Source organism: Campylobacter lanienae NCTC 13004, from assembly GCF_002139935.1.
Classification (GTDB): Bacteria; Campylobacterota; Campylobacteria; order Campylobacterales; family Campylobacteraceae; genus Campylobacter; species Campylobacter lanienae.
Genome location: NZ_CP015578.1, coordinates 1,425,224 through 1,440,811, shown reverse-complemented (window position 1 = coordinate 1,440,811; position 15,588 = coordinate 1,425,224). Strand labels below are relative to the sequence as shown.

Below are 15,588 nucleotides of genomic sequence, written 5' to 3'. Positions count from 1 at the left end.
AGCTTAAATTTTTAATCTAAAATGCTCTATTTTTTCGCCATTCTTTTGCGAAGAGTTGGGTCTAGATAGCGTTTTCTTACTCTTATATTTATAGGTGTAACTTCTACTAATTCATCTTCTTCGATCCATTCTAAAGCACGCTCTAAGCTTAGTTTGCGTGGTGGGACTAGCTTGATAGCATCATCGCTTCCACTAGCTCTAACATTTGTTAAATTTTTGCCTTTTATAGGATTGACATCAAGGTCGTTTGGTCTGCTATGCTCACCTATTATCATACCGATATAAACCTTAGTTTGCGGATCGCAAAATAGCACCCCACGATCTTGGAGATTAAATAAAGAATAGGCTAGAGCCACGCCATTTTCCATGCTCACTAAAGCGCCGTTACTTCTGTGTTCTACTGAACCACTTAGTGGGCGAAACTCCAAAAAGCTATGATTCATCACGCCTTCGCCTTTGGTATCAGTTAAAAACTGACTTCTAAAGCCGATAAGCCCACGAGCTGGGATTTCAAATTCAATTCTAGTTTGCCCATCGCCAGTTGGATTCATACTTACCATTTCGGCTTTTCTTTTGCCAAGTTTTTCTATCACGGCGCCAGTACAATCATCAGGTGCATCTATTACTAAAAGTTCATAAGGCTCACATTTAACCCCATCAATCTCTTTTATAATTACTTCAGGCCTACCAAGACAGAACTCAAAGCCCTCTCTACGCATATTTTCAGCCAAAATTGTGATTTGTAGCTCTCCACGGCCACTTACTTTGAATTTACCTTCGCCGATGTTTTCATATTTCATAGCGATATTTGTCTTCATCTCGCTCTCTAAACGCTCATCAAGCTTATTTGAAGTTACAAATTTACCCTCAGTTCCAGCAAGCGGAGAGTCATTTACGCTAAATACAACGCTTAAAGTTGGCTCTTCTATATGGAGCGGGTCGAGCGGCATAGGGTTGTTTGGATCGACTACGCTATCGCCTACATCCAAAGCATCAAAACCAGCAATAGCTACGATATCACCGCTATTTGCACTCTCTATATCGATTCTTTCAAGGCCTAAAAATCCGATTAATTTGCTGATTCTGCCTGTGGTTTTGCTGCCATCGGCTTTGGCTAGCATTACGCTTTGGTTTTTACTAATTTTACCATTGAAAATTCTCGCAATACCGATTTTGCCTACATAATTATCATAATCAAGGGTGAAAACTTGAAGTTGAAGTGGATTTTCATCTTTACCACTTGGGGCGGGGACATGATTTATAATAGCCTCAAATAGTGGCTCCATATCGGTATTTTCATCTTCTAATTTATGTTTTGCGTAGCCATTTTTAGCTGCGGCATAGACTATTGGAAACTCTAGTTGTTCATCATTGGCATCAAGTGCGACAAATAGATCGAAAATTTCATTTATAACCCTATCTGGATCGGCGGCTGGTTTGTCTATTTTGTTTATTACAACTATCGGGCGAAGGCCTAGACTAAGAGCTTTTTTAACGACAAATTTGGTTTGTGGCATTACCCCTTCTTGCGCATCTACAAGGAGCAAAACCCCATCTACCATCTTCAAAACACGCTCAACCTCGCCACCGAAATCGGCGTGGCCTGGAGTGTCAATTATGTTGATTTTATACTCTTTATAGCGAATTGATGTATTTTTGCTAAGGATGGTAATTCCACGCTCACGCTCGATATCGTTGCTATCCATTACTCTTTCGCCTACTGTTTGATGGTCGCTAAAGGTGCCTGATTGTTTAAGTAGCTCATCTACCATTGTGGTTTTGCCGTGATCAACATGTGCGATGACTGCTATATTTCTGATATTTTCCAAAAGTCTTCCTTAGATTTTTCAAATTTTTGGCGCTAATTATATCTAAAAGTTGCTAAATTTGCTATGAATTTAATAACTATAATTTATGGTGATAAATGCGGAATAGAAATTGCTAAGAAACTGCGAAAATAGCTAAATTAGGATAAAAAATGCAAGGTTTAAATCAAGCTCTATCAAGTTTAAATAGCACCACACAAGTCCAAAATGTATCAAATAAATCAGATCAAAACAGGCCATCAAGCGAGCAAGATAGCTTTCATAAAATGATTGAAAATAGCGTCCAAGAGTATGAAAATTCGCAAAATTCCAAAAATCCACAAGATGAAAAATCTCAAACGACCACCACAACTGCCACAACTGCCCAAAGCACGGCCGAAGCTAGCCAGAAATCTACTAAAAATATAGATAATCAAAATATCAAATCACCGCAAAATGAATTTGAGCTAGTAGCACAAAATTCAGATGAAATAATGCTTGAAAATGCTGATTTTATCACTTTGCTTGCTCTTTTGGACTCTCAAGATGGAGCGATGAAAACAGGAATTAGCAATATAGTAAGCTCAAATTTAAATAAATTTTTATCAATTGAGAAAAATATACAAGAGTTAAAAGGGGCTAAAAATTTAGAAGATTTACTAAATTTAAGTGAAAAATTCAATCTAGGATTAAGCAAGATTAAAATCACCAAAGATGGGATTGAGGCTCTAAAAAGCGAGTTTAAAAATTTAAATTCCAAAGGATTTTTTAGCAATATCCAAACGATAAATAACGCCATCAATCTAAATTCAATAACCAAAAAAGATATAGAAAGCACCATCTCAAAGTTAGAAAATAGCGACAAAAATATCCTAAGCAAATTAATGCTAGGTCAAAGCGTGGATATAAATAAAGATAGCAAAAATACAAATTTAAATGATGATGAGCCAAAAGCTCAAATAAAATCAGAGTCAAAAATTGAGCCAAAACCAGAGACGAAAATCGATCTAAAAGAGCTATTAAAAGATAGCACCCAAAAGAGCAAAAATATATTAGATGAACCTATGATAGATGAGAAAACTCAAATCAAACAAGCCACCACAGAGCCAAAAACCGATATCTCAAACAAAACTCAAAGCATATCTAGCGTTGATGAGTATCTAGCTAATATCATGCAAAAAGCTATCAAAGAAAGTAGCGAGCAAAGCTCAAAATCTCTCAATGAAAGCTTAAATATCTCATCAAGCTCTAGTGAGACAACCAGCGAGAAAGGCTCTGAAAATTTCGATAATCAAAATGGCTCAAATCAAGCAACCAAAGATATAATCAATATGGCAAAACTAGACTCTAAAGAGCCAAAAGCGCATCTTAGACAGGTTTTTGATAATTTCGCTACGCAATTACAAGAAAAAATCAGCGAATATAAGCCACCAATTACGAGATTTCACCTTACTTTAAATCCAGGAAATTTAGGTGAAGTGGAGGTTACGCTTATCAATCGTGGCTCAAATTTGCATATAAATTTCAACTCAAACACTCAAACAATGCAGCTTTTTATGCAGCATCAGGCTGAATTTAAAGCCAGTCTTGTCAATATGGGTTTTAGTGAGCTATCCATGAATTTTAGTGACAACGCAAACAAAGAGCAAAATCAAAACCAAGGAAAAAGAGCGAAATTTAACCTTGAAGCAAATGAAGAAGAGATAAATCAAGAAGAGACAATCTTGGAAGTTATCTTGCCAAAATATTTTTAGGAATAAAAGTTGCTTAATAAATTTAAAAACTAGGAGAGAAGCATGGCAACATCTGTAAATTCAACACCACAATTTACTACTGATATATGGGCGGCTAATGAAGCCAAGCAAAAAGCCGATAGCGTATCAGGTGGAGTAAATCCAAATTCGCAATTAGACAAAGATGCCTTTTTAAAACTTCTTTTAGTAGAGCTTCAATACCAAGACCCAACTGAACCTATGGATAGCGCTAAGATGCTTGAGCAAACTAGCCAGCTAGCCACAGTTGAGATGCAAGAAAAGACCAATCAAGTAATGACTCAGCTAAGCCAGCAGATGCAATCAAGCGCTGCGTTAAATGCTATGAGCGCTCTAGGCAAGATGGCTAATTTAACTAACTCTGTGGCTAAAGATACCACTTCATCTTCGGTTGATTTTAGCCTATATTTCCCACTAGATGCTAAGAGTGGAACGATAGAGATATATGATTCTGTAGGCAATGTCGTGCGTAATGTCAGTATCAGCGATATCAAAGCTGGAGTTAATAAATTTACTTGGGATGGCAAAAACAATAACGGCGACCCAACCTTGCCAGGCGAATATCTCATAAAAGCAAAATATCTAGATACTAGTGGCGCATCTAGGGAGACCTTGCTAGGTCAATATCCTGTTGAAGCTGTGAAATTTGACAATGGTGTAGCCTATATCAAAGTGGCCGGCGAGTATGTAGCTATGGATAGTGTGCTTGAATTTACTGAACCAGTTACTTATAGCTCAAATCAAAATAATAGCTCAAATAACAGCTCATCAGGCTCTAGCAATGAAAATGAGGAAAATATATCATGATGACGGCATTTTATAATGGCGTAAATGGCGTTAAAACAGCTGAATTTGGCCATAATACCATAGGAAATGATATCTCAAATATCAATACCGTAGGTTATAAATCCTCAACAGCAGAATTTAAATCGCTATTTTATACCACATTAAGAGGCGCATCTGACTCACCTGTAAGCTCTCAAATCGGCTTAGGCACGACGAAGATGGCTACATCTTTGAATTTCAAACAAGGGAACCTTCAACCTACTGATAAGGTCTTTGATATGGCTATAGATGGAGATGGGTTTTTTGGTTTGGTTGGCATTAACGGAGAGCAGTATTTTACCAGAAATGGTGATTTTGCCTTAGATGTAAATAGAGATATGGTAAATAGAAGCGGTTTGTATCTACTAGGGACTATGGCGAATTTAAGTAGCACTACCCTTGGGCAAAGTGCTTTAAATAAGCTTGGAGTTGTAGATGGCAATGTAGAGGCATATACCTTGCCAGTTGGCGAAAATGTAGAGCTAAATAATGTAAATGCTCAAACAAAAATAAATTTACCAGAGGTATTATATATCCCAGCCACACCCACTACCAAGGTGAGTTACGCAGGATTTCTAAACTCTACTATTGAGACAGAACACCAAGAAGTAGCGCTAAATACTCAAAATTTAGAGACTCAAATCGATAAGGATAACAATACTATAACAATCGTCGGCAATCTCCATCAAACGCCTGAAATTCACCATCCAAATTCAGTTAGCAAAGATGTGAAAATCACCATAACCGACCAAAATGGCAAGAGCGTTGAGGCTACAACGCAAACTCTTGAAAATGGTGCTTTTGTCTTTAGCGTAGATAATGCTGTGGCGGGATTAAATTTGGATGGTGAATTGACTTATGAGGCTATAGCAGTTGTCCTACAAGAAGTGGCGACCCCACAGAGCTTTACTACTGATATTTGGGCACCAAATGGGGATAAAAATATCTTACAACTTGAATTTACCAAGCAAGTCCCGCAAGGCGAAAATATCGCTTTTGATGCTTTGGTGAGTGTGCTTAGTCCAGATGGAGAGATGATTAGCGTCACTCAAGGTGAGCTAAGATACAATGAAAGGGGCGCTTTGATTAGCAATACTTTGGGTGCTATAAATAATGGTGGAGCAAATTTAGAGCTAAATTTAGGCACACCATATGATCCAAATATCCCAAATAGCGGTTTTGATGGTCTTCGCCCAGCCGAGCAGAGCAACCCAGAGTTGCGAGTAGCCAAAAATGGTAAATCCGAAGGCTTGCTTCATGAATACACTATGAGTGATAGCGGGGATATTTTGGCCGTTTTTGATAATGGGGATATCGCCACGGTAGCCAAAGTAGCACTATATCACTTCCAAAACAATCAAGGCCTAAGCAAAGCTAGCGAAAACACATATCAAGCCAGTGCCAACTCAGGCGATCCGATATTTTATACCAATGCTGATGGCGAGATAATTTATGGAGCTGTGATTAAAAACTATACTTTGGAGATGAGTAATGTGGATTTAGGTGTATCGCTAACTGATATGATCGTGATGCAAAAAATGTTTGACGCTAGCTCAAAATCCATAACAACCGCTGATGAGATGATAAAAAATGCTATAAATTTGAAACGATAAGAGCTTTTGGTGGTTCTTTTATTTTAGAATTCTAAATTTATTTGGAATTCTAAATTCGCTAGAAATTTAAACTCATTTCAATCTCTAATTTCCTAAAACTTGAATTTATCTAAAATTTCAAATTTACCAAAACACTAAATTCCTAAGATCCTAAGAGTATTTTTGGTCTTAAATTAACTGAAATTAATCTTAAATAAATCAACTAATCTATTTTTATAATTTCATTTTTTTTTTTTTTTGATAACCTACCGCCAAAGTTTCGCGGGAGAGATTATGCAGATAAAAGTTAATAAATTTGTTAGAGAGTATTTAGAAGAGTTTAATGTATTAATGGCTTATCCAAATGGCAAGATTTGTCGCTACAAAGATGATGAAATGATAAATGTCCCAGATAGTGGCTTTATGGAAGAATACTCTACTATAAATAGAGGTAATAACGCTTGTCAAATGAGGAGTTTTAGCTATTCAAATGCGATTATTCCAAGACTAGATATCAAAATGGGAAGGTATTGCTCTATTGCTGTTGGGTTAAATTTCATAGCAGGAAAGCACCCTTTGGATACTATCTCAACTTCATCTTTTATCTATGATCCAAATTTTTATATCTTTAAAGATGCTAGTATAGAGCGTATCAAAAAGCCCTATACACACACTCCGCATGGCGCCCTAGTCCCGCCGCCGGGGCCAACTATTTTTGAAAATGATGTCTATGTATGTACAAATGCTCTATTAAAGCCAGGGATTACGCTTCACACAGGGTGCGTAGTGGCTCAAAATGCCATCGTGACTAAGGATGTCCCGCCATATGCTATAGTGGGTGGCAGTCCAGCTAGAATACTCAAATACCGCTTTGATGAGCCTACGATCAAGAGACTTTTGGGGTTAAAATGGTGGGAATATCACTTTGCTGATTTTGATGGGATAGATGCCAAAAAAGATATAAATTACTATTTAGATGAGCTAGAGAGTAGAATTCAAAATCACGCTATAAAGCCATTTAATCCTAGAAAAATGGAATTTAAAGAGTTAATCCAGCGAAGCAAACAACCAGTTTTAGTAGCCACGCCACCACAACCACCAAAACCAGTCACACCACAACCAGTTCAACCAACCCCGCAAGAGCAGATAAACTCACTCAAAGAAGAGATAAATAAAAAAGATCTAGAGATTAAAAATTTAGAAATAAATAGCCAAAATATCAAAAATCATCTAAGTTACAAGCTAGGAAATGCCCTTATAAAAGCTCATAAACAATGGTATAAAGGGGGATATATCAAATTCATATTTGAAGCAATAAAAATCAAAAAAGAGCATAATAAAACTAAAATATAGCTTTAAATTAAATTGTTTAGATAAAATATTTGAGCTTTTTAAGTAGAATTTCCCTTGCGATAGCAAAACCTTAAATGATGTTTAAGGATTATGAGGTGGTGATGAATTTTAATCAAGAAGTCTATAATTTGTTAAGATTGATACCAAAAGGCAAGGTGGTTACATACTCTCAGATTGCGCTGTGTTTGGGTAATGCGAAGTTGGCTAGGGCTGTTGGCAACGCTCTACATAATAATCCTAATCCAAAGCTATATCCTTGCCACAGAGTGGTAAATCGCAAAGGCGAATTATCTAAGGCATTTGCGTTTGGTGGGAGTGGGGCACAGATGAAAATGCTAGTTGATGAGAATACCCAATTTGATAGATTTAATCGTGTTAGGCTTGATATTTGTGGATTTGATATTGAGAAATTTATAAAGTCTCAAAGCTAGATGAATTGTTATAATCTTAATTTATTATTAAATATTTCTATTAGTTTTAATTTCTAATTTCATTTTTTTTTTTTTTTTTTTTTTTTTTGATAAACTGCCTGCTTTTGAAATTAAATTTTAAAAGTTGGCAAAATGAAAAATATCATACTTCTTGGTGGTAGCAACTCTGTGATGGTAAATGGGCTACAAAAAGGTCTTAGAGAGTATGCGAATGTGACAAATTTGGCTTTAGGTGGTACTACTTCTTTACAAAATTTATATGAATTAAAACGAGAAAAAAATCAATAAGCTATTAAAAATGCTGATTTGATAGTAACTGAATCTGTGATTAACGAATTAGATAATCATAATATTATAGAAAACCTTTCTTTAGAGATAATATTTAAAAATTTACAATATTTATACGCAACTTTATATGAGCTTAAAAAGCCGGTTTGTATATTGATTTTACCTTATAGGACTAGAGATTATCAGATAATTATCAATATGCATAGATTTTTGGCTAATTATTTTGGGTTAAATATTATAGATATGCAAAGTTATTATGAAAAAAGCGAGATAATCCAGTTTGGTAATAAATTTGGCGGTCATCAGCTTGAAATAGTTAATCGATATGTCGGCAAAGAGATTGCTAAAAATATTGATTGTTTTAAAATTTCAAATAAGCATTTAGATATCAATCTACCTGAATTTAAGATATTAACCCCGCAAGATATGAAAAGAGTGGGGAATTTTAAGATTTTTAATCCTAAAAATTCAATGTATGATGAGATTGTTTATAGGTTAGAAGGTGATAATTATTTGAGTTTTGAAGGATATGAAGAGTATCAAATTATTGGAATGCATAGTTGGAATTTGGAAATCAATGGAGAGATAACAAAATTAAATTGGGCTCAAACAATATCGCATTGTGCTTCTATACATTTAAAAAATAAGGATAAGAATATTGTTAAGCCAACTTCAAAGCTTAATATATTTTGCGAAATACAAGCCGAGCCGATAATAGATAGTAGTTTGATAGTCAAATTTAATGATGAAAATTTAGCAAATAGTGAATCTTATATTAACGCTCGTCCAAATACCCCAAATAGCGTATCTTTACCATACTTCGATTTAATCGCATTTTTCTTATGTAAGCCAAATTCAAAAATGAAATTATTTGATTTAAGCCTTATTCCAAGTGATAGGGATATAGAGATTGATAGGGATATAGACCGCTCTTATCTTATACCAAATATCGTATTTTTCAAAGATTCTATGGAGTTTATAGATGAGTATATCGGGCATTTGTATCCTAATATCACAAAACACATTGATAGAGTCCTAAGCCCACAAATTATAAATAGGCTTAAAGAGCAGTTAGCCACGCCACCGCAACCGCCAAAGCCAATCACGCAAGAGCAGATAAAAGCCTTACAAGAAAATTTAAAACTAAATAATCAAAAAGACCAAAATATCAAAAATCATCTGAGCTATAAACTAGGAAATGCCCTTATAAAAGCACATAAACAATGGTATAAAGGCGGATATATCAAATTCATATTTGAAGCTATAAAAATCAAAAAAGAGCATAATAAAGCTAAAATATAGCTTTAAACCATATTTCTAGATAAAATCTTAAGTTTATATAAGTTGATATAAGCTTAAGATCAGATCTAAAATTTAGCCCCCCAAAAAAGGGCTAAATCATCTCACGCTTCTAAAATCGCCCCATTGCTTGCGTTGGTAACTAGCTTTTGGTATTGTCTTAGCCAGCGACTATCTATCTTTTTGCCGGCGTATTTCCACTCTTTTTTTCTAGCGTTAATCTCATCATCGCTTAAGCGAACATTTATGCTGTATTTATCTACATCAATATCGATGATATCGCCATCTTTTAAGAGTCCTATCATACCGCCTTCAGCAGCTTCAGGGCTTACATGGCCGATACTTAGGCCTCTTGTTGCACCGCTAAATCTCCCATCAGTGATTAAGGCTACATCAGCCCCAAGCCCACGCCCCATTATAAGGCTAGTTGGGCTTAGCATCTCTTGCATTCCTGGACCTCCTTTTGGCCCTTCGTATCTTAAAACAACCACATCGCCCTTTTTGACCTTGCCACTACTGATGCCTTCTATGGCTTCATCTTGAGAGTTAAAGCAGATCGCTTTGCCACTAAATTGTCTTGAACCGACTATACCAGCAGTTTTTATCACGCAGCCTTGCTCGGCTAAATTACCAAATAAAATAGCTAGTCCGCCGACTTTTGAGTAGGCGTTTGCTACTGTGTGAATGATATTTTGATCCAAAATTTCAGCATTTTTGACCCTATCGCCTAAGCTCTCACCACTTATAGTAAGAGCATCTAAATTTAGCAATTTATCATCAAATTTAGCTATCTCATTTATAACCGCACTTAGCCCACCGGCCTTGGCTATATCTTCCATATGCACGCTAGGTAGGCTCGGGGCGATTTTGGCTATATGTGGGACACTGCGACTAATGTCATTTAGTTTTGCTATATCTAGTGGCGCACCAGCTTCACGGCTGATAGCTAGCATATGTAAAATTGTATTTGAGCTACCGCCCATTGCCATATCTACGACCATTGCGTTGTGAATGGATTTGGTATTTATGATATTTCTGATTTTATATCTCTCATCAAGGGCGATTTGGCAGATTCTTTTCGCAGCTTTTCTGATTAGCTCTTCACGCTCTTTGGTTAGAGCTAGGATAGTTCCATTGCCTTCTAAGGCCACGCCCATCGCTTCACAAAGGGTATTCATAGAATTGGCCGTAAACATTCCACTACAGCTACCGCCACCAGGACAGGCGTTACACTCTATATGTTTAAGCTCTTTTTCATCTATTTGCTTTGTTTCATACGCCCCAACAGCCTCAAAAGCTGAATTTAAATCCAAGGCCTCACCCCTAAGCCCAACTCCAGCAGCCATTGGCCCACCGCTTATAAATATAGTTGGGACATTTACTCTTAAAGCTCCCATGAGCATTCCAGGGACGATTTTATCGCAGTTTGGCATACAAACTAGCGCATCAAGGCAGTGAGCATTCATCACGGTTTCAACTGAATTTGCTATTATCTCACGGCTTGGGAGAGAGTAGAGCATACCGCCATGCCCCATAGCGATACCATCATCTACGCCGATACAGTTAAACTCAAAAGGCACGCAGCCATTTTTGCGAATTTCATCTTTTAGGATTTTAGAGTATTTATCTAAGAAAAAATGCCCTGGAATTATCTCTATAAAGCTATTTGCCACGCCTATAAAAGGCTTATCAAAATCCTCATCTCTAAGACCAGTTGCCCTTAGTAGCGATCTATGTGGGGTTTTGGTATAGCCTTTTTTGATATTGTCACTTCTCATTTTATCTCCTTAATCGATATTCTTTTTTGGCTTACATAGTAAAAATAGATAGATATATCCTACCACTCCAGCGACAAAACTAGCTAATAATATCGCTAATTTATCAGCGTGATAAAATACTGGGCTATCATTATAAGCCAAAGCGCCTACAAATAAACTCATTGTAAAGCCAATTCCAGTTAATATACAAACTCCATAAAATTGCAGCCAATTTGCCCCATCAGGAAGCTTGGCAAAGCCTAATTTGATAAATATAAAACTAAATAAAAATACCCCTAATTGCTTACCAAAAAACAGCCCCAAAAATATCCCTAAGCCAACTGAATTTATAAGCTGCTTAGGATCAACTCCAGCTAGGCTAACTCCAGCATTGACAAAGGCAAAAATCGGCAAGATAAAGTAGCTTGTAACGCCGTGAAGATCCTTTTCAAGGTCTTTTAGCATACTTGTGCCAGCACTATCTCTCATAGGGATGAAAAATGCGGCTAAAACTCCAGCTATGGTAGCATGGACGCCACTTTTTAACACGCTAAACCAAAGGATTAAGGTAAATAGCAAAAATATCGATTTTTTATTTACTTTTAAGCGGTTTAGGATAAATAAAATAATTAAGCAAATAAATGAAATTCCAAGCGAAGTAGCAGATAGCTCAGTTGTATAAAATAGCGCTATAATCACGATCGCACAAAGATCATCTATAATAGCTAAGGTTAGCAAAAATATCTTTAAAGAGCTAGGCACTCTATTGCCAAGAAGCATAAGCACCCCAAGTGCAAAGGCAATATCAGTAGCAGTAGGTATAGCCCATCCCCTTATAGCAAACTCATCGCCATAGTTAAATCCCCAAAATATAAGAGCAGGGCAGACAACTCCGCCAAGAGCACCTATAATTGGTAGGGCTATTTGTCTAGGATTGGATAGCTCACCTTCTACAATTTCACGCTTTAATTCTAATCCCACAACAAAGAAAAATACCGCCATAAGGCCGTCATTTACCCATAAAATCAGTGGTTTAGCTAAGGTAAATTCTCTAAATCCGATGCTAAATTCAGATCTTAAAATCTCTTGATAGAAGTGGCTTAAAATGCCATTTTGAAATACCAAGGCCAAAATCGTAGCAATAATTAGCAAAACGCCGCTAAAGCTCTCATGCTTTACAAAGGTTTTGATAAAATTTAATTTCATTTTTGCTCCTGTCTTATAATCTCTTTTATTAGTAGTTGCGGGGTGATTAGCCCACGAAATGAATTCTTAGAGATGGTAACTAAGATATCTATATTTTCGCCACTTTTTGGCATATAATCGTAGTTAAAAAATATCGCTTCTAGGGTTTTATTCTCTTTTTGTAAGATGATTTTTAGGTGAGTTTCTTCTTTGCCTATTTTTTTGGCTGATTTTACCATAGCTTTTTTAAGCTCAAAGAGTGGCCGTGGGTTTTTTTGGCCGTATGGCTCGAAAAACTCCAAAATCTCCAAAAGCTCATAATCTATAGCCGATGGATCAATCTCGCCTAAAATCTCATCATTAACGCTAAATTCATATAGCTCTTGTAAAAAGCAAGATTGATTTATAGCGGTTTTAAATTTATCCAAATTCGCACTCTCTATCACCAGCCCAGCAGCGCCCTTATGCCCACCATATCCGCACAATAAACTCTCTTGAGAAGCGATCAAAGATAAGATATCAAATTTACCAACGCTCCTAGCGCTACCCTTGGCCTTATCTCCATCTATGCTAAAGACAATTGCTGGTTTTTTATACTTTTTAGCTAGTCTTCCAGCGACGATACCAATCACGCCCTCGTGCCACTCATTGCCCCAAGTAACTATGATATCTTCATTTTCGTTTATATCATTTTGGCTAGACTCAAAAAGCGCCTTCTCTTCTTCTTTTCTTGAAGCGTTAAATTCGCTAATCATACTCAAATACTCATTTGCTTCATTTAAACTTTTGGCTCTTAGGAATTTAAAAGATATGGTGGCATCATCCATTCTACCGGCTGAATTTATAAGTGGCGCTATCAAAAAGCTAATATCATCAAATTCAAATTTCTCTTTATTATAGTAGTTTTTGATCGCTTCAAAACAAGCTCTTTTGCTAGAGTTTATACGCACCAAGCCAAGGCGGACTAAAATTCTATTTAAATCCCTTAACTCCATCATATCAGCGATAATTGCCAAGGTTAAAAGATCAAGGAATTTCCCCATATCATAATTTTTTTGATTACAAACTTCTTTTAAAGCTCCAATAAGATACCAAGCGACTTGAGCTCCGCAAATTTCGATATTTGGGAAGGTACAGGCTTTTTGTTTTGGGTTTATTATAGCGTATGCATCAGGGAGTATGGGTGGGGGCATATGATGGTCTGTGATGATGAGATCAATCTTTCGCTTTTTACATATATTGGCCGCTTCGATAGCGCTTATACCATTATCAACGGTGATTATCAAAGTGGCGTTATCTAGCTCATTTATGATCTCTTCATTTAATCCATAGCCATTTTTAAATCTATTTGGAATTTTTATTATATAGTTTGCTGACATATCGCTTAAAAATTCAGCCATAATAGCTGTGCTTACGATCCCATCAACATCATAATCCCCCACAACGGCGATTAGCTCATTATTTTGTATCGCCTCTTTGATTCTTTTAGCTGCTTTAAATGTATCTTTTAGCTCACAAGGCAATGGAATTTGAGATAATTTAGTATGGATATCGTTACTAAAACGACTGCTTAATAGCTCTTTTATAGCCTTTTTATCTAGCATTTTTGTATTCTATCCCAGCTTTTATAAATCCTAATATTACAGGGTTTGGCTTAGTTAGCCTTGATGTAAATTCAGGATGAAATTGAACACCTAAGAAAAATGGGTGATCTTTGATCTCTACTGCTTCTATGAGTCCATCGCTCTCACCACTTACTATTAGACCGGCTTTTTCAAATTCGCTTCTATATTTTGGGTTGGCTTCATATCTGTGGCGGTGGCGCTCTTTAATTTTGCTTTGATTATTATATACCTTAGCTAGTAGTGAGCCTTTGAGTAGATCACACTCATATCCGCCAAGTCTCATTGTCCCACCAAGTGGGCTAGTGTGCGTTCTTAGCTGTTTTTTGCCACTTGCATCGATGAAGCTGTCTATTAGATAGATTATAGGATTTTTACAATTTTCATCAAATTCAACCGAATTAGCATCATCTAACTTCAATACATTTTTAGCAAATTCAATCATGCTAAGTTGCATTCCAAGGCAGATTCCTAGATATGGGATTTTGTTTTCTCTAGCGAATTTGATAGCTTCTATTTTGCCACTTACGCCACGAGGCCCAAAGCCTCCAGCGACCAAGATAGCATCGCAATCTTTTAATGTTTCGGCTACATTATTAGAATCTATTTTTTCGCTATCGCACCATTTGATGATAACTCTTGTATCTAGATTTGCCCCAGCGTGGATTATGCTCTCTGTTAGGCTCTTATAGCTCTCTTTTAAATCTACATATTTGCCTACGAAGGCTAAATTTATCTGATCATTTGGTGCGATAACTCTTTTTACTAGATTATCCCAATTTTGCATATTTGGCTTAGGATTTTTGAGGTTTAAATTTTGTGCTATTGGCTCAAGGATGTTTTGGTTTAAAAAGCTTAATGGCACTTGATATATGCTTTGCATATCAGAGCTTTCTATAACTGCGTTTCGCTCTATACCACAACTTGCGGCTATCTTATCTTTAAGCTCTCTATTTAGCGGAATTTCAGTGCGACAAATTATCATATCTGGACTTATACCGATACGGCGAAGCTCACCTACGCTGTGTTGAGTAGGCTTGGTTTTTAGCTCTCCAGCGACTTTGATATATGGCACTAAGGTAAGATGGATAAACATACCATTAGATTTGCCAACTTCACTTCTAAGCGCCCTAATAGCTTCTAAAAATGGAAGCCCCTCTATATCGCCTACCGTTCCACCTATCTCAACTATCAATATATCATTGCCCTTAGCAGCCTTTTTAATGCGATCTACGATATCACCTACAATATGTGGAATTACTTGAATAGTCTTGCCTAGGTAGTCACCACGACGCTCACGCTCAATTACAGAGCTATATACCTTGCCGGTGGTGAAGTTATTATCTTGGTTTAAATTCTCATCTAAAAATCTCTCATAATGCCCAAGATCCAAATCAGTCTCAGCACCATCATCAGTCACAAAGACCTCCCCATGCTCTAGTGGGCTCATCGTGCCAGGATCTACATTGATATATGGATCAGCTTTTAGCATACTAACCTTATAGCCTATATTTTTAAGTAGTGTGGCGATACTCGCAGCGGCTATACCCTTGCCTAAACTGCTTAAAACTCCGCCAGTAACAAATATATATTTAGTCTCTTTGCTCATATTTTTTCCTTGATTAATTGAGCGATTATATCAAATTTATTTTTACTATC

Annotated in this window: 12 protein-coding genes; 7 read left to right on the top strand and 5 right to left on the bottom strand. The window is 36.5% G+C overall.

What is annotated here, in order from left to right; translation table 11 throughout:
- Positions 1-26: 26 nt before the first annotated feature.
- The gene (gene typA, locus CLAN_RS07350; protein ID WP_096017780.1) at positions 27-1,829 is read right to left on the bottom strand and encodes a translational GTPase TypA; all 1,803 of its coding nucleotides are present in this window, start codon (positions 1,827-1,829) and stop codon (positions 27-29) included.
- A gap of 149 nt (positions 1,830-1,978) precedes the next feature.
- On the opposite strand from typA, the gene fliK reads away from it, so the two are divergent.
- The 7 genes from fliK to CLAN_RS07320 all read left to right on the top strand — a co-directional run bounded on the left by fliK (position 1,979) and on the right by CLAN_RS07320 (position 9,368).
- Positions 1,979-3,559 carry a flagellar hook-length control protein FliK gene (gene fliK / locus CLAN_RS07345; RefSeq protein ID WP_100590958.1) on the top strand — a complete coding sequence of 527 codons (1,581 nt, stop codon included), beginning with the start codon at positions 1,979-1,981 and terminating at the stop codon, positions 3,557-3,559.
- Between the two features lie 42 nt (positions 3,560-3,601).
- A complete protein-coding gene (locus tag CLAN_RS07340) occupies positions 3,602-4,384 on the top strand; it encodes a flagellar basal body rod modification protein (protein ID WP_096028189.1) in 783 nt (260 codons plus the stop codon).
- Positions 4,381-6,015 (top strand): flagellar hook-basal body complex protein, encoded by a 1,635-nt coding sequence (locus tag CLAN_RS07335; RefSeq protein WP_100590957.1) that lies wholly within the window; start codon positions 4,381-4,383, stop codon positions 6,013-6,015. The genes CLAN_RS07340 and CLAN_RS07335 overlap by 4 nt, the downstream gene beginning before the upstream one ends.
- 273 nt (positions 6,016-6,288) lie before the next feature.
- Positions 6,289-7,347 carry a CatB-related O-acetyltransferase gene (locus CLAN_RS07330; RefSeq protein ID WP_100590956.1) on the top strand — a complete coding sequence of 353 codons (1,059 nt, stop codon included), beginning with the start codon at positions 6,289-6,291 and terminating at the stop codon, positions 7,345-7,347.
- A 101-nt stretch (positions 7,348-7,448) separates the two neighbouring features.
- Complete coding sequence (locus tag CLAN_RS07325) at positions 7,449-7,778, top strand: MGMT family protein (protein ID WP_167368971.1); 330 nt, start codon at positions 7,449-7,451, stop codon at positions 7,776-7,778.
- A gap of 132 nt (positions 7,779-7,910) precedes the next feature.
- Positions 7,911-8,066 (top strand): hypothetical protein, encoded by a 156-nt coding sequence (locus CLAN_RS08305; protein ID WP_167368951.1) that lies wholly within the window; start codon positions 7,911-7,913, stop codon positions 8,064-8,066.
- 18 nt (positions 8,067-8,084) lie between these two features.
- A complete protein-coding gene (locus CLAN_RS07320) occupies positions 8,085-9,368 on the top strand; it encodes a hypothetical protein (RefSeq protein ID WP_100590954.1) in 1,284 nt (427 codons plus the stop codon).
- 101 nt (positions 9,369-9,469) lie between these two features.
- Here the strand turns inward: CLAN_RS07320 and ilvD are convergent, their stop codons facing one another.
- Genes ilvD through CLAN_RS07300 form a run of 4 tightly spaced genes read right to left on the bottom strand, consistent with a single transcriptional unit; the run spans position 9,470 to position 15,538 of the window.
- On the bottom strand, positions 9,470-11,143 hold the full coding sequence (gene ilvD / locus CLAN_RS07315; protein WP_100590953.1) for a dihydroxy-acid dehydratase: 1,674 nt from the start codon (positions 11,141-11,143) through the stop codon (positions 9,470-9,472).
- 9 nt (positions 11,144-11,152) lie between these two features.
- Positions 11,153-12,328: a Na+/H+ antiporter NhaA gene (gene nhaA, locus CLAN_RS07310; RefSeq protein ID WP_096014260.1), complete on the bottom strand. Its 1,176-nt coding sequence runs from the start codon at positions 12,326-12,328 to the stop codon at positions 11,153-11,155.
- Entirely contained in the window at positions 12,325-13,911 is a 1,587-nt protein-coding gene (recJ, locus tag CLAN_RS07305) for a single-stranded-DNA-specific exonuclease RecJ (protein ID WP_096029359.1), read from the bottom strand. The genes nhaA and recJ overlap by 4 nt, the downstream gene beginning before the upstream one ends.
- Complete coding sequence (locus CLAN_RS07300) at positions 13,901-15,538, bottom strand: CTP synthase (protein ID WP_100590952.1); 1,638 nt, start codon at positions 15,536-15,538, stop codon at positions 13,901-13,903. Before CLAN_RS07300 ends, recJ begins: the two co-directional genes overlap by 11 nt.
- Positions 15,539-15,588 lie beyond the last annotated feature (50 nt).

Bases quoted from the DNA above. Each gene is read 5' to 3' on its own strand.
- fliK (WP_100590958.1), top strand. From the start codon at position 1,979: ATGCAAGGTTTAAATCAAGCTCTATCAAGTTTAAATAGCACCACACAA.
- CLAN_RS07340 (WP_096028189.1), top strand. From the start codon at position 3,602: ATGGCAACATCTGTAAATTCAACACCACAATTTACTACTGATATATGG.
- CLAN_RS07335 (WP_100590957.1), top strand. From the start codon at position 4,381: ATGATGACGGCATTTTATAATGGCGTAAATGGCGTTAAAACAGCTGAA.
- CLAN_RS07330 (WP_100590956.1), top strand. From the start codon at position 6,289: ATGCAGATAAAAGTTAATAAATTTGTTAGAGAGTATTTAGAAGAGTTT.
- CLAN_RS07325 (WP_167368971.1), top strand. From the start codon at position 7,449: ATGAATTTTAATCAAGAAGTCTATAATTTGTTAAGATTGATACCAAAA.
- CLAN_RS08305 (WP_167368951.1), top strand. From the start codon at position 7,911: ATGAAAAATATCATACTTCTTGGTGGTAGCAACTCTGTGATGGTAAAT.
- ilvD (WP_100590953.1), bottom strand. From the start codon at position 11,143: ATGAGAAGTGACAATATCAAAAAAGGCTATACCAAAACCCCACATAGA.
- nhaA (WP_096014260.1), bottom strand. From the start codon at position 12,328: ATGAAATTAAATTTTATCAAAACCTTTGTAAAGCATGAGAGCTTTAGC.
- recJ (WP_096029359.1), bottom strand. From the start codon at position 13,911: ATGCTAGATAAAAAGGCTATAAAAGAGCTATTAAGCAGTCGTTTTAGT.
- CLAN_RS07300 (WP_100590952.1), bottom strand. From the start codon at position 15,538: ATGAGCAAAGAGACTAAATATATATTTGTTACTGGCGGAGTTTTAAGC.